We start from the raw sequence: 14595 nt of genomic DNA on the forward strand, positions 1-14595 counted from the left end.
GATGTCCCCTCGTTCGAAGCATTCCTCGCTCCTGATCATGCAGGGCGAGAGGGTCTGGCGTCGATGGTATGCGGCGGGGTGTCAGTGGCGGGTCGTAGGGTCTTGGGTCATGGAGACCAGCGCGGCCGGCGGGGCCGGCACGGAGGGCGGGGGCGGCGCGGCCGGCGGGGAGCGTGCGGTCGCGGTGGACGGCGGGGGCGGCGCCGGGGGCGCGGTCACCGCTGAGGGCGGGGCCGGCGGGGGGCGTGCGGTGCCCGCGCAGGGCGGGGGCGGCGCCGGACGGGGCGGCGGTGCCGCGTGGCCCTCGTCGCTGTCGCCGTCACGGGCGAGTGACTTCATGCAGTGTCCGCTGCTGTACCGCTTCCGGGTGATCGACCGGCTGCCGGAGAAGCCGAGCGCGGCGGCCACTCGGGGGACGCTGGTGCATGCGGTGCTTGAGCGGCTGTTCGACGCGCCCGCGGCGCAGCGCACCGCGCCCCGGGCGAAGTCGCTGCTCCCGGGGCAGTGGGAGCGGCTGAGGCAGGCCCGGCCGGAGCTTGCGGAGCTGTTCGCGGACGCCGGCGAGGACGAGGCGGGCGCGAGCATGGCCCGCTGGCTCGCGGAGGCCGAGGAGTTGGTGGAGCGCTGGTTCACGCTGGAGGATCCGACGCGCCTGGAGCCGGCGGAGCGCGAGTTGTTCGTGGAGACGCAGCTGGAGTCGGGCCTGCGGCTGCGGGGCATCATCGACCGCGTGGACGTGGCGCCGACGGGCGAGGTGCGCATCGTCGACTACAAGACAGGCAAGGCGCCGCGCCCCGAGTACGCGCAGGGCGCGTTGTTCCAGATGAACTTCTACGCGCTGGTGGTGTGGCGGCTGAAGGGTGTCGTCCCGCGCCGGCTGCAGTTGGTGTACCTGGGCAGCGGCGATGTGGTGACGTACGACCCGGTCCTGTCGGACCTTCAGGCGGTGGAGCGGAAGCTGCAGGCCCTGTGGGAGGCGATCCGGCTGGCGACGGAGACGGGCGATTGGCGGCCGCGGCCGTCGAAGCTGTGCGGCTGGTGCGATCACCAGGCGGTGTGCCCGGAGTTCGGCGGTACTCCCCCGCCGTACCCGCTGCCGCTGGCCCTGCCGCTCGGGGCGGCTGAGCCGGAGGGCGGTCCGCAGGGCAGAATGGGGCCCCACTAGCGAAGGAGACTTACGTGGCCATCCGCGTCCTGCTGGTCGACGACCAGCCGCTGCTGCGCACGGGCTTCAGGATGATCCTGGAGGCCGAGCAGGACATCGCGGTCGTCGGCGAGGCCGGGGACGGCCTCCAGGCGTTGGACCAGGTGCGGGCGCTGCAGCCCGACGTGGTGCTGATGGACATCCGGATGCCGCGGATGGACGGGGTGGAGGCCACTCGTCAGATCTCCGGGCCCGGCCGGGACGGTCCGGCGAAGGTGCTGGTGCTGACCACGTTCGATCTCGACGAGTACGTGGTGGAGGCGCTCCGGGCGGGCGCGAGCGGCTTCCTGCTGAAGGACGCCCCGGCGAACGAGCTGGTGCAGGCGATCCGGGTGGTCGCGGCGGGCGAGGCGATGCTGGCGCCGAGTATCACGCGCCGGCTGCTCGACAAGTACGCGGGGCACCTCCCGTCGGGTGACGAGCCGGTGCCCGACACCCTGCACACGCTCACGGAGCGTGAGGTGGAGGTGCTGAAGCTGGTGGCGCGCGGGTTGTCGAACGCGGAGATCGCCGCGGATCTGTTCGTCAGTGAGACGACTGTGAAGACGCATGTGGGGCATGTGCTGACGAAGCTGGGGCTGCGCGATCGTGTGCAGGCCGCGGTGTACGCGTACGAGAGCGGTCTGGTCCGCCCCGGCGCCCAGTAACCGGGCTCCGCCCTGGTCCGGCCCGCTCAGGGGGCGCGGGGGACTGCGTGCCCGGCCCACCGCCCGCGCCGCTTCAAGGCGGGGCTGCGCCCCGATGGGGGGCGGGGGCAACTGCGCGAGCGGGCACGACGACACCGGTGGACGGTCACCTGACCCGGGGGGCCGGGCCAGGACCCGCCGGCCTCAGTCCTTGCTGAGCTCCCAGAACCGGAACACCGTCGACGGATCGAGGCAGTTCTCCACCCCGTAGACGTTGCCGTGCACGACGGCGTACTGCTTGGCCTGCCAGACGGGCAGGACGGGCAGCTCGTCGGCGACGATGTCCTGAAGCCTGCCGTAGTCCTGGACGGTCGCGGTGCGGTCGCTCCGGGCGGCGGTGGCCGGGATGATGTCCTTGGTGATGATCTCGTTCTCGAAGTGGTTCTCCAGCACGTTTCCGGCGCCGAAGAACGGCTGGGTGAAGTTGTCGGGGTCGGGGTAGTCCGGCACCCATCCCTTCACGTAGACGCCGTACTTGCCGCTGTTGATGTCGCGCTGGTACTGCTCGAACGCGACGGACTTCATGTCGGCGTCGAAGAGGCCGCTGGCGTTGAGCTGGGCGGCGATGGTCCTCAGTTCCTGGTCGGTCGCGGGGCCGTAGCGGGACGGGGTGGACCACAGGGTGAGCTTGACCTTGCCGGTGATGCCGTCCTCGCGGAGGGCCTGCTCGGCCTTGTCGCGCTGGGGGTGGGGGCCGTAGGTGTCGAAGAAGGCCGTGTTGTGGCCGATGATGCCGGCCGGGATGATCGAGTAGAGCGGGGTGGCGGTGTTGTCGTACACCTTGTCGATCAGGGCGTTGCGGTCCAGTAGGTAGGCGATGGCCTTGCGGACGCCGAGCTTGCCCGCCACCGGGTCGTTCATGTTGAAGACGAGGTGCTGGACCTCGGCGCTGGTGCCCTCGACGACGTCGATGCCCTTGCTGTCGCTGCCGGCGTCCCGCTGGATGTCGGCGATGTCCTTGGCGGCCAGGCCCCGGTAGGCGAGGTCGACGTCGCCGGCCAGCAGGGCCTGCTTGAGGTGGGCCTGGTCGCCGTGGAAGAAGGCGAGGGTGACGCCGGAGTTGTGGACCTTCGCGGTGCCCTTGTAGTGGGGGTTGATCCCGAAGACGGCCCGCTTCTTGCCGAACGAGGTCAGGGTGTAGGGGCCGGAGCCGATGGCCTTTCCGTCGGTTCGCAGCTTGTCGGCCGGGTAGACGCGGTGGTCGACGATGGACCCGGCGCCGGATGCGATCTTGCTGGGGAAGGTTGCGTCGGGGACCTTGAGGGTGAAGACGACGGTGTGCGCGTCGGGGGTCTCCACCTTGCTCAGGCCGGGGAACATGATGGCCGGCCCGGCAGGATCGTTTATGCGCATCATGCGGTCGAAGGAGAACTTCACATCGGTGGCCGTGAGGTCGTCACCGTTGCTGAACTTCAGCCCGTCCCGCAGGGTGCAGCGGTAGGTCATGCTGCGGGTGTCGGTGAACGTGCAGGACTTGGCCGCCTCGGGGGCGGGTTCCGTGGCGCCGTTGGGAAAGCTCAGCAGGGACTGGAAGACGTTGTTGAACAGCAGCCAGGAGCCCGGGTCGTAGCCGGAGGCGGGGTCGGTCGCCAGGACGTCGTCGGACATGCCCACGACCACGGACTTTCCGGTTCCCGCCGAACTCGACTGGTCGCTGCCGCAGCCCGTGAGGAAGGCGCCGGCGAGTCCGACGGCGATCGCGAGGGCCGGCCACCGGTTCCGCAAGATCATGTGCATGTGCTGGGTCTCGGTCGTTCTGCTCGGTGGATCAGTCGCTGACGCCGCGGCTGAGCTCCCACAGCTGGAGGTTCGATGAGGTGTCGAGCGCCCACTCCGCCCCCTGGACGTCGTCGCGTGCGGCCACGTACTGCTTGCCCTGCCACAGCGGCAGCACCGGTACGTCGGTGGCGACGATGTCCTGGATGCGGGTGAGGCTCTTGGAGGCGTTGAGCCGGTCCGCCTCCCGGCGGGACTGCGGTATCAGGTGGTCGCGGATGGTGGAGTTGGTGTACGGGGAGGCGAGGAAGTTGTCCTTGTCGAGGAAGGGGGCGACGAAGTTGTCGGCGTCCGGGAAGTCGGGGAACCAACCCAGCCCGTAGACGGCGTAGCGGCCCTTGAGTTGCTCGGCGCGGTACTGGTCCCAGGGGGTGCCCTTGATGTCCACCTGGAAGAGTCCGCTGCCGTTGAGCTGGCGCTGCAACGTCTCGAACTCCTTCTTGGTGGTGCGGCCGTAGTGGTCGCTGGTGTAGTGCAGGGTCAGCCGGACGGGGGTGCTGACGCCGGCGTTCTCCAGGATGGCGCGGGCCTTGGCGGGGCTGGGGTCGCCGTACCGGTTGAAGAAGGCGTTGGTATGGCCGGTGATGGTGGCGGGGACCAGCGAGTACAGCGGCTCCGCGGTGGTGCCGTACACGCTGGAGGCGAGGGCGCCACGGTCCACGACCTGCGCCATGGCCTGCCGGACGGCCTTGTTCTTCACGGGCGGCGCGTCGGTGTTGAAGCCCAGGTAGCGGATCTCCAGGCCGGGCGACTCGACGAGGTCGACATCGCCGGCGGGGTGGTCGGCGTACTTCTTTATCTGCTCGGGCGACAGCGTGCGGGCCATCAGGTCGATGTCGCCCTTCTCCAGGGCCCGGCCCATCGCGTCCGGGTCCTCGGGGAAGCTGCGCAGTTCGACCGTGTCGTTCTTGGGCGTCAGCTTGCCCGTGTAGTGCGGGTTCCTGGTGAAGACGGCGGTGGTGAGGGTGCCCGCCCTGGTCCTGGCCTGGAACCGGTAGGGGCCCGAGCCGTCGACCTTGAAGCCGGTGCGGAGGTGGTCCCGCGGGTAGTCGGCGGGCGAGACGATGCCGGCGGCGGGTGTGGCGAGCTTGTACGGGAAGGTGGCGTCCGGTGTCTTGAGGTGGAAGACGACCTTGTCGCGGCCCTGGGTCTCCACCATGTCGATGTTCGAGAGCAGTCCGGAGACACCGCTGTCGGCCTTGATGCGGAGCACCCGATCGACGGAGTACTTCACATCGGCGGCGGTGACCGGGTGGCCGTCCGCGAAGGCCAGTCCGGAGCGGAGGGTACAGGCGTACCGTTCGTCGCCGGTGTCGGTGAAGGTGCACTGCCTGGCCGCCTCGGGCACCGGGTCGCCGCCGCCGCGGGGCAGGGTCATCAGGGTCTGGAGGGTCTGCCGGAGCACGTTCCAGGAGCCCGCGTCGTAGGCGTACGCGGGGTCGAGGGGGGCCGGCACCTCCTTGGAGGCCGAGAACCGGTCGGTGGTGCCGACCACGATGGCCTTGTCGCCGCTGCCGCTCCCCGATCCGCCACAGGCGGCGAGCAGGGGGGCCATGAGGCCGATCACTACCGGCAGCGTCAAGGTCCTGCGGTTCATCCTCGAAAGTCTCCAGGGCGGTCGATCCCGCGCCCCGGGCATGGGGAGATGATGTGCCGACGGGGCGGGGGGAACGTGGTGGTGGTCGTCGCGACGAGATTAGTCCGCGCCGTCCGGCGCGCCGACGGGGTGTGGGCGAGCCCGCCGTTACCGTGCGAGACCGGCCGCGGACACACCGAAAGCATTACAGAGGAAGGTTCCGCGCAGGACATCCGGAATCGGGACACAAGGACGCCCGGCCAGGGCGGGCCGCACGGGAGGCGGCATACCGAGGAAAGCAGTTCAACCTCGGGAAAGGTGAGAAAGGTCACAGACCACGCGCGCGGAGCCGGCGTGCGGTTGCACACCGCCGTTCGTGGGGCGTACGCCAGGGGATTTTCCGGCGCGCGCTCCGGGTGGAGCCCCGGCCGCCTCCGGGCGGAAGCGGCCGTGTAGGTCCGGTGGAACCGGCCGTGTAGGTCCGGTGGAACCGGCCGTGCACATCCGGCGGAGTCGGCCGTGTACGTACGGTGCAACCGTCCGCCTCCGGGCGGAGTCGGCCGTGTACGTACGGTGCAACCGTCCGCCTCCGGGCGGAGTCGGCCGTGTACGTACGGTGCAACCGTCCGCCTCCGGGCGGAAGCGGCCGTGTACGTCCGGTGCAACCGTCCGCCTACGGGCCGAGTCGGCCATGTCCGCCGGGCGAGCAGGCCGTGTGCCGCGCCGGGTGGGTGTTCCGCCGGTGGCCCGAAGACGCCGCTGAAAGCCCCTGCCGGGTGGCCGCAAGCCGCCGGAAACCGTCCCCGGGCGGCGCGGCCGGTTCCGGCCGGCCGCCCCCGTTCCGGCCGGCCGGCTTACCCCGTCGGACGCTTACCGGAGGGGCCGTCAGGCCCCTCAGGCACTCGCGGGAAGCGCCATCAGACCCCGCAGGAAGGGCAGGTCGACCTCTTCGAGGGAGGAGACGATGGTGCGCCCGTCGGCCGGCGGGACGGGGGCGACGGACGGGACCGCGATCACCCGGCAGCCCGCCGCCTCCGCGGCGGCCACACCGGTGGCGGTGTCCTCGATGACGGCGCAGCGGCCCGGGTGCACGCCCAGGCCGGCCGCGGCCAGCAGGTAGGGGTCGGGGTGCGGCTTGGTGCGCTCGACCTCGTCGCCGGCGATGGTCAGCCGGAAGTTCTCCGGGCCCAGGGAGACGAGGATGCGGTCCATGATGCGCCGGTGGGTGGCCGACACCAGGGCGGTGGGGATCTCGTGTTCCGCCAGCTCCGCCAGCAGCCGTCTGGCGCCCGGCATCAGCGGCAGCGCCCTGGTGATGCGCTCCTCGAAGCCCTGGTTGAGCAGCACGGTCAGCTCGGGGACGGTGACGTCGGCGCCGGTGGACTCGATCAGGAAGGCCGCGCTGCGGGTCATGGGGCCGCCCACGACCACATCGCGCCAGGCCTCGTCGAGGGCGTGGCCGAACCTGGCGAAGACCTCGACCTCCGCGTCCCACCAGAAGCCCTCGGTGTCGACGAGCGTGCCGTCCATGTCGAGCAGCACGGCTCCCAGAGCGGAGCCTTCGGCCATGTGGGCATCGACAGCGGGGACGGTACTGGTCATCCGGGTGTACCTCCGTGCGGGACGAGAAGGCCGGTCGCCTCACGTGCGGAAGAGGGCAACCGGCCAGCGCTGGACCGACCAGTCTACGACTCCCGGGTGACGGTCGCGCGGCGTCGGCGACCGCGTGGCGCATCCCGGGCACATCGGACCGGCCATGACGAGTGACACGACCGGCCCAATGTGATGCACACCACATTTATCGGGCATTGAAGTATTTCGCCTCGGGATGGTGGATCACGATGGCGTCGGTGGACTGCTCCGGGTGGAGCTGGAACTCCTCCGACAGGCGCACCCCGATCCGCTCGGGCTCCAGCAGCTCGGCGATCTTCGCCCGGTCCTCCAGGTCGGGGCAGGCACCGTAGCCGAGCGAGAAGCGGGCCCCGCGGTACTTCAGCGCGAACATGTCCTCGACATCGGCGGGGTCCTCACCCCCGAAGCCCAGCTCGGCCCGGACCCGGGCGTGCCAGTACTCGGCCAGGGCCTCGGCGAGCTGCACGGACAGGCCGTGCAGCTCCAGGTAGTCCCGGTAGGAGTCGTCCTCGAAGAGCCGGGCGGTCGCCTGCCCGATCCGGGAGCCGACGGTGACGACCTGGAAGCCGACCACGTCCTGCTCGCCGGAGTCCTCGGGACGGAAGAAGTCGGCGAGGCAGAGCCTGCGGCCGCGGCGCTGGCGCGGGAAGGTGAAGCGGGTGCGCTCGTTGCCCTGCTCGTCCAGGATGATCAGGTCGTCGCCCTTGGAGACGCACGGGTAGTAGCCGTACACGGCGGCCGCCTCCAGCAGGTTCTCCGTGTGCAGCCGCTCCAGCCAGCCGCGCAGCCGGGGCCGGCCGTCCGACTCGACCAGCTCCTCGTACGTGGGTCCCTCGCCGCTGCGGGCCTGCTTGAGGCCCCACTGGCCCTTGAAGAGGGCGCCCTCGTCCAGCCAGGAGGCATAGTCGCCCAGCGGGATGCCCTTGACGACCCGGCTGCCCCAGAATGGCGGGGTGGGCACGGGGTTGTCGGTGGCGACGTCGGAGCGGACGGTGCCGACCTCGGGGCGCTCCTCCACCACGGTCGTGGCGGCCCGTACGCGCCGCTGCCTGAGCTCGGGCAGCGCGGCGCCGGGCACGCCGCGCTTGACGGCCATGAGGGCGTCCATCAGGTGCAGGCCCTCGAACGCGTCGCGCGCGTAGCGGACTTCGCCCGGGTACAGCTCGTGGAGGTCCTGCTCGACGTAGGCGCGGGTGAGGGCGGCACCGCCGAGGATCACCGGGTAGCGGTCGGCGAGGCCGCGCTGGTTCAGCTCCTCCAGGTTCTCCTTCATGATCACGGTCGACTTGACCAGCAGTCCGGACATGCCGATGACGTCCGCCCCGTGCTCCTGGGCGGCGTCGAGGATCGCGGAGACGGGCTGCTTGATGCCCAGGTTGACGACGTTGTAGCCGTTGTTGGAGAGGATGATGTCGACGAGGTTCTTGCCGATGTCGTGCACGTCGCCGCGGACGGTCGCGAGCACGATGGTGCCCTTGCCCCCGCCGTCCTCCGACTTCTCCATGTGCGGCTCCAGATAGGCCACCGCCGACTTCATCACCTCGGCGGACTGGAGCACGAACGGCAGCTGCATCTGCCCGGAGCCGAACAGCTCGCCGACCACCTTCATGCCGTCCAGCAGGGTGTCGTTGACGATGTCGAGGGCGGGGCGGGTCTCGAGGGCGCTGTCGAGGTCGGCCTCCAGGCCGTTCTTCTCGCCGTCGACGATGCGCCGCTTGAGGCGTTCCTCCAGGGGCAGCGCGGCGAGTTCCTCGGCCTTGCCGGCCCTCATCGACTTGGTGTCGACGCCCTCGAACAGCTCCATCAGGCGCTGCAGGGGGTCGTAGGCGGGCTCGTCGCCCTGCGCCGGGCGGCGCCGGTCGTAGACGAGGTCGAGGGCGGCCTGCACCTGCTCCTCGTCCAGGCGGGCGATCGGCAGGATCTTGGAGGCGTGCACGATCGCCGAGTCCAGGCCGGCCTTGACGCACTCGTCCAGGAAGACGGAGTTGAGCACGATCCGGGCGGCGGGGTTGAGGCCGAAGGAGATGTTCGACAGGCCGAGGGTGGTCTGCACGTCGGGGTGGCGCTTCTTCAGCTCGCGGATCGCCTCGATGGTGGCGATGCCGTCCCGCCGGGACTCCTCCTGGCCGGTGCAGATGGTGAACGTCAGGCAGTCGATGAGGATGTCGGACTCGCGGATGCCCCAGTTGCCGGTCAGGTCGGCGATCAGCCGCTCGGCGACGGCGACCTTGCGCTCGGCGGTGCGGGCCTGGCCCTCCTCGTCGATGGTGAGCGCGATCAGGGCCGCGCCGTGCTCGCGGGCCAGCGCGGTCACCTTGGCGAAGCGGGACTCGGGGCCGTCGCCGTCCTCGTAGTTGACGGAGTTGATGACGGCCCGGCCGCCGAGCTTCTCCAGGCCGGCCCGGAGCACGTCGACCTCGGTGGAGTCCAGCACGATCGGCAGGGTGGAGGCGGTGGCGAAGCGGCCGGCGAGCTCGGTCATGTCGGCGACGCCGTCCCGGCCGACGTAGTCCACGCAGAGGTCCAGCATGTGGGCGCCCTCGCGGATCTGCTCGCGGGCCATCTCCACGCAGTCGTCCCAGCGGCCCTCCAGCATGGCGGTGCGGAACTTCTTGGAGCCGTTGGCGTTGGTGCGCTCCCCGATGGCGAGGTACGCGGTGTCCTGGCGGAACGGTACCGCCTGGTAGAGGGAGGCGGCGCCGGGCTCGGGCTGCGGCTCGCGGGGCGCGGGGACGGTGCCGTGCACCCGCTCGACGACCTGGCGCAGGTGCTCGGGGGTGGTGCCGCAGCAGCCGCCGACGAGGGACAGGCCGTACTCGCGGACGAAGGTCTCCTGGGCGTCGGCGAGCCCCTCGGGGTCGAGGGGGAAGTGCGCCCCGTCCTTGCCGAGCACCGGGAGGCCGGCGTTGGGCATGCACAGCAGCGGGATGCGGGAGTGGCGGGTGAGGTAGCGCAGGTGCTCGCTCATCTCGGCGGGCCCGGTGGAGCAGTTGAGGCCGATCATGTCGATGCCGAGGGGTTCGAGCACGGTCAGCGCGGCGCCGATCTCCGAGCCGAGCAGCATGGTGCCGGTGGTCTCGAAGGCGAGCGAGACGAGCAGCGGGAGGTCGCTGCCGCTCGTCTCGATGGCGCGCCGGGCGCCCAGCACGGCGGCCTTGGTCTGGAGCAGGTCCTGGGTGGTCTCGACGATGAGGGCGTCGGCGCCGCCGGCGATCAGGCCCTCGGCGTTCTGCTGGAAGCCGTCGCGCAGCACCGGGTAGGGGGCGTGGCCGAGGGTGGGGAGCTTGGTGCCGGGGCCCATGGAGCCCAGCACCCAGCGCTGCCGGCCGGTCTCGGCGGTGACGGTGTCGGCGACGTCGCGGGCGATCCGGGCGCCGGCCTCGGAGAGCTCGACGATGCGGTGGGCGATCTCGTACTCGCCCATGGCGGAGGCGTTGGCACCGAAGGTGTTGGTCTCCACGCAGTCGACACCCGCCGCGAAGTACTCCTCGTGGACGGAGCGGACGATGTCGGGGCGGGTGACGTTCAGGACTTCGTTGCAGCCCTCGAGGTTCTGGAAGTCGTCGAGGGTGGGGTCCTGCGCCTGGAGCATGGTGCCCATGGCTCCGTCGGCCACCACGACCCGGGTGGCGAGGGCTTCTCGGAGGGCGGCGATGCGCGCTCGGCTGCCGGGCGCTGTCGTAGGGGTGGAAGAGGTCGGCGACGAGGCCATGAGAGAGCTCCCTGGATGCGACGGCTGTCGGCTTTGCGCCCTCCCGGGGAAGGCGCACCCGGCCAGCGTAGCCGGGACCGGCGCCGGTGCGCCGGTCCGTCCAGGAGACGGACGGGTGCACACGGACGGGTGCACGGGGGCGCCCGGCGCACGGGGGCACCCGGCGCCGCATGGGCGGCCCGTGGCGGCGGGGCACGAGCGGGGCGAGCGCTGAGCGCTCTTCGTTGCGCGTGCGTGGGCGGGCCGTGATGCGCCGGACGGGTCGGCTGTGGGCCGACCGGGTGGGCGGGCGGATACCGGACACTGTTTGTCGACCATTGGCGACAGGTCGGCAACGACCGATACTGTTCAGCAATGCCGACCATGCCTCTTCGGGGGCCATGCGTGTGACGTGGGCCTTCAGGAGGTCATGCGCGGACGTGGCCCGGTGGAGGCCGCCGAGGAACGGAGGCTGCAAGGCGATGGCACGGAACATCCAGTCGCTCGAACGGGCGGCCGCGATGCTGCGGCTGCTGGCCGGTGGCGAGCGGCGGCTCGGCCTCTCGGACATCGCCTCCTCCCTGGGCCTTGCGAAGGGCACCGCGCACGGCATCCTGCGCACCCTGCACGAGGAGGGCTTCGTCGAGCAGGATCCCGCCTCGGGCCGCTACCAGCTCGGCGCGGAGCTGCTCAGGCTCGGCAACAGCTATCTGGACGTGCACGAGTTGCGCTCCCGGGCCCTGGTGTGGACGGACGACCTGGCGCGCTCCACGGGCGAGGCCGCCTACCTGGGCGTACTGCACCAGCACGGCGTGCTCATCGTGCACCACGTCTTCCGGCCCGACGACAGCCGGCAGGTGCTGGAGGTCGGCGCGATGCAGCCGCTGCACGCGACCGCCCTCGGCAAGGTCCTCGCCGCCTACGACCCCGTGGCGCACAGCCAGGCCCTGGAGGCGGAGCGCAAGCCCTACACGGGGCGCACGATCTGCTCGCCGGAGGACTTCGAGGCGGTGCTCGCGCTCACGCGGGCGCGGGGCTGGGCCGCCGACATAGAGGAGACCTGGGAGGGCGTGGCCTCGGTGGCGGCGCCCATCCACGACCGGCGCCGGATGCCGGTGGGCGCGGTGGGCGTCACCGGCGCCGTGGAGCGGGTGTGCCGGGACGGGGAGCTGCGCCCCGAGCTGATCGCCGCGGTGCGCGACTGTGCCCGCGCCGTCTCCCGGGACCTGGGCGCCGGACGTTTCTGAGGGCACCGGGCCGGGGATCGGTGAACGATCGGATTTTCGCCGCCGGACCCTTGACGAGCCAGTAATACCGGAGCAAGACTCGCGTCCGTCGGTCGGCATTGTCGAACACTTGACGGCAATAAGCGCTAGAGTGTGGCAACGCCACGGCCGCAACACCCTCACGTGATGAGGGGCGCGGACCACCGGGGCGGGAATCCTGGGGTTCGCCTTCCCCTGGACGAAGGACAAAGGAGTCGCGGGTGTCCAGCTCCGACATCTTCATCGGCGAGACCACGGGTACCGCCCTGCTCATCCTGCTGGGCGGCGGTGTCTGTGCCGCCGCCACACTCAAGCGTTCCAAGGCGCAGAACGCCGGCTGGGTCGCGATCACCCTCGGCTGGGGTTTCGCGGTGCTGACCGGCGCCTATGTCGCGGGCGGCGTCTCCGGCGCCCATCTCAACCCGGCGGTGACCATAGGGCTCGCCATAGAAGGCGGCACCAAGTGGAGCGACGTCCCGGTCTACCTGGGCTCGGAGCTGCTCGGTGCGATCATCGGCGCGGTGCTCGTGTGGCTCGCCTACTACGGGCAGTTCCAGGCACACCTCACCGACCCCGCGGTCGTCGCCGCCCAGCCCGCCGACGAGGCCATGGTCGGCCAGAAGGCGGCGCCCGCGGCGGGCCCGGTGCTCGGCGTCTTCTCCACGGGCCCCGAGGTCCGCAATGTCGTCCAGAACCTGCTGACCGAGATCATCGCCACCTTCGTCCTGGTCATCGCCATCCTCACCCAGGGCCTCAACGACAGCGGCAACGGCCTGGGCACCCTCGGTGCCCTGATCACGTCGTTCGTGGTGGTCGGCATCGGCCTCTCGCTCGGCGGGCCCACCGGCTACGCCATCAACCCGGTACGCGACCTCGGTCCCCGCATCGTGCACGCCCTGCTCCCGCTGCCGAACAAGGGCGGCTCCGACTGGGGCTACGCCTGGATACCCGTCGTCGGCCCGCTGATCGGCGGCGCCCTCGCGGCCGGCCTGTACAACGTCGCGTTCGCCTGACGGACGCGGTGCGGCGAGGCGAGCGCGCCGTCCCCGGGTCGCGTGCCCCAAGGGCCCGGGCGTGTCCTTCGCCCGTGGGCCCCAGTCACCACTCCCCCGAGCCGAGAAGCCACCCGAGAACTTCTGGAGCACACCGTGACCGACGCATCCACCACCGCTTCCCACTCCCACGGCGAGGGGCCGTTCATCGCGGCCATCGACCAGGGCACCACGTCCAGCCGCTGCATCGTCTTCGACCGGGACGGCCGGATCGTCTCCGTCGACCAGAAGGAGCACGAGCAGATCTTCCCCAGGCCGGGCTGGGTCGAGCACAACGCCACCGAGATCTGGCGCAATGTGCAGGAGGTCGTCGCCGGCGCCATCACCAAGGCGGGCGTCACCCGTGACGACATCAAGGCGATCGGCATCACCAACCAGCGCGAGACCACCCTGCTGTGGGACAGGAAGACCGGTCAGCCGGTGCACAACGCCATCGTCTGGCAGGACACCCGCACCGACGCGCTCACCAAGGAGCTGGGCCGCAACGTCGGCCAGGACCGCTTCCGCCGCGAGACGGGCCTGCCGCTGGCCACCTACTTCGCCGGGCCGAAGGCCCGCTGGCTGCTCGACAACGTCGAGGGCCTGCGGGAGCGCGCCGAGGCCGGCGACATCCTCTTCGGCACCATGGACTCCTGGGTCATCTGGAATCTCACCGGTGGCGTCAACGGCGGCCGGCACGTCACCGACGTGACCAACGCCTCCCGCACGCTGCTGATGAACCTGCACAGCATGGAGTGGGACGCGCGCATCTGCAACTCCATCGGCGTGCCCCAGCAGATGCTGCCCGAGATCCGCTCCTCGGCGGAGGTGTACGGCGAGGTCAGGGGCGGCCCGCTCGGCGAGCTGCTGCGCGGGGTGCCGGTCGCCTCGGCGCTCGGCGACCAGCAGGCGGCGCTGTTCGGCCAGACGTGCTTCGACGAGGGCGAGGCCAAGTCCACGTACGGCACCGGCACCTTCATGCTGATCAACACCGCCCACAAGGCCATCAACTCCTACTCGGGCCTGATCACCACGGTCGGCTACCGCATCGGCGACCAGCAGGCGGTGTACGCCCTGGAGGGCTCCATCGCCGTCACCGGCGCCCTGGTGCAGTGGATGCGCGACCAGATGGGCCTGATCAGCACGGCTGCCGAGATCGAGACGCTGGCGTCCCAGGTGGAGGACAACGGCGGCGCCTACTTCGTGCCGGCCTTCTCCGGCCTGTTCGCGCCGTACTGGCGCTCCGACGCACGCGGGGTGATCGCCGGGCTCAGCCGGTACGTCACCAAGGCGCACATCGCGCGTGCCGTGCTGGAGGCCACCGCGTGGCAGACCAAGGAGATCGCCGACGCGATGAAGAAGGACTCCGGCGTGACGGTGAGCGCCCTCAAGGTGGACGGCGGCATGACCGCCAACAACCTGCTGATGCAGACCCTCTCCGACGTCCTCGACGCGCCCGTGGTGCGTCCGATGGTCGCCGAGACGACCGCCCTCGGCGCCGCCTACGCCGCCGGACTCGCCACCGGCTTCTGGCCGGACATCGACGCGCTGCGGGCCAACTGGCGGCGGGCCGCGGAGTGGACGCCCCGGATGGACGCCGCGACCCGCGACCGCGAGTACAAGCTGTGGCTCAAGGCCGTCCAGCGCACGATGGGCTGGCTGTCCGAGGACTGAGACGACGGGGGCCACGAGGCCCGGACCACGGTGGCGTCCGCGCGCCGGGCCCGGGCCACC

At 71.0% G+C, this 14595-nt stretch carries 9 protein-coding genes; 5 read left to right on the forward strand and 4 right to left on the reverse strand.

Features of this window, described 5'->3' with window-relative positions; translation table 11 throughout:
• The first annotated feature begins 109 nt into the window (after positions 1–109).
• Both ACSMXW_RS03875 and ACSMXW_RS03880 read left to right on the forward strand, forming a co-directional pair.
• Positions 110–1165 carry a RecB family exonuclease gene (locus tag ACSMXW_RS03875; protein WP_485804053.1) on the forward strand — a complete coding sequence of 352 codons (1056 nt, stop codon included), beginning with the start codon at positions 110–112 and terminating at the stop codon, positions 1163–1165.
• Positions 1166–1179: 14 nt separating this feature from the next.
• Entirely contained in the window at positions 1180–1851 is a 672-nt protein-coding gene (locus tag ACSMXW_RS03880; protein WP_485804054.1) for a response regulator, read from the forward strand.
• A 183-nt stretch (positions 1852–2034) separates the two neighbouring features.
• On the opposite strand, the gene ACSMXW_RS03885 is transcribed toward ACSMXW_RS03880, so the two are convergent.
• From ACSMXW_RS03885 to metH, 4 genes are all read right to left on the reverse strand, one after another.
• On the reverse strand, positions 2035–3621 hold the full coding sequence (locus ACSMXW_RS03885) for an ABC transporter substrate-binding protein (RefSeq protein ID WP_485804056.1): 1587 nt from the start codon (positions 3619–3621) through the stop codon (positions 2035–2037).
• Between the two features lie 37 nt (positions 3622–3658).
• Entirely contained in the window at positions 3659–5263 is a 1605-nt protein-coding gene (locus tag ACSMXW_RS03890) for an ABC transporter substrate-binding protein (RefSeq protein ID WP_485804058.1), read from the reverse strand.
• Positions 5264–6136: 873 nt separating this feature from the next.
• A complete protein-coding gene (locus ACSMXW_RS03895; protein WP_485804059.1) occupies positions 6137–6844 on the reverse strand; it encodes an HAD family hydrolase in 708 nt (235 codons plus the stop codon).
• 196 nt (positions 6845–7040) lie between these two features.
• Positions 7041–10586 carry a methionine synthase gene (metH, locus tag ACSMXW_RS03900; protein WP_485804061.1) on the reverse strand — a complete coding sequence of 1182 codons (3546 nt, stop codon included), beginning with the start codon at positions 10584–10586 and terminating at the stop codon, positions 7041–7043.
• Positions 10587–11047: 461 nt separating this feature from the next.
• Here metH and ACSMXW_RS03905 point away from each other — a divergent pair, with 461 nt between their 5' ends.
• The 3 genes from ACSMXW_RS03905 (at position 11048) to glpK (ending at position 14535) form a co-directional block, all read left to right on the forward strand.
• Complete coding sequence (locus tag ACSMXW_RS03905) at positions 11048–11812, forward strand: IclR family transcriptional regulator (protein WP_485804063.1); 765 nt, start codon at positions 11048–11050, stop codon at positions 11810–11812.
• A gap of 239 nt (positions 11813–12051) precedes the next feature.
• Entirely contained in the window at positions 12052–12843 is a 792-nt protein-coding gene (locus ACSMXW_RS03910; RefSeq protein WP_485804065.1) for an MIP/aquaporin family protein, read from the forward strand.
• A 135-nt stretch (positions 12844–12978) separates the two neighbouring features.
• Positions 12979–14535, forward strand: a complete 1557-nt coding sequence (glpK, locus tag ACSMXW_RS03915) for a glycerol kinase GlpK (RefSeq protein ID WP_485804066.1) — start codon at positions 12979–12981, stop codon at positions 14533–14535.
• Positions 14536–14595 lie beyond the last annotated feature (60 nt).

Source organism: Streptomyces sp. DSM 116793 (assembly GCF_057320905.1).

Excerpts from the sequence above, each read along its gene's own strand:
- ACSMXW_RS03875 (WP_485804053.1), top strand. The coding sequence starts at position 110 with ATGGAGACCAGCGCGGCCGGCGGGGCCGGCACGGAGGGCGGGGGCGGC.
- ACSMXW_RS03885 (WP_485804056.1), bottom strand. The coding sequence starts at position 3,621 with ATGATCTTGCGGAACCGGTGGCCGGCCCTCGCGATCGCCGTCGGACTC.
- ACSMXW_RS03890 (WP_485804058.1), bottom strand. The coding sequence starts at position 5,263 with ATGAACCGCAGGACCTTGACGCTGCCGGTAGTGATCGGCCTCATGGCC.
- ACSMXW_RS03895 (WP_485804059.1), bottom strand. The coding sequence starts at position 6,844 with ATGACCAGTACCGTCCCCGCTGTCGATGCCCACATGGCCGAAGGCTCC.
- metH (WP_485804061.1), bottom strand. The coding sequence starts at position 10,586 with ATGGCCTCGTCGCCGACCTCTTCCACCCCTACGACAGCGCCCGGCAGC.
- ACSMXW_RS03905 (WP_485804063.1), top strand. The coding sequence starts at position 11,048 with ATGGCACGGAACATCCAGTCGCTCGAACGGGCGGCCGCGATGCTGCGG.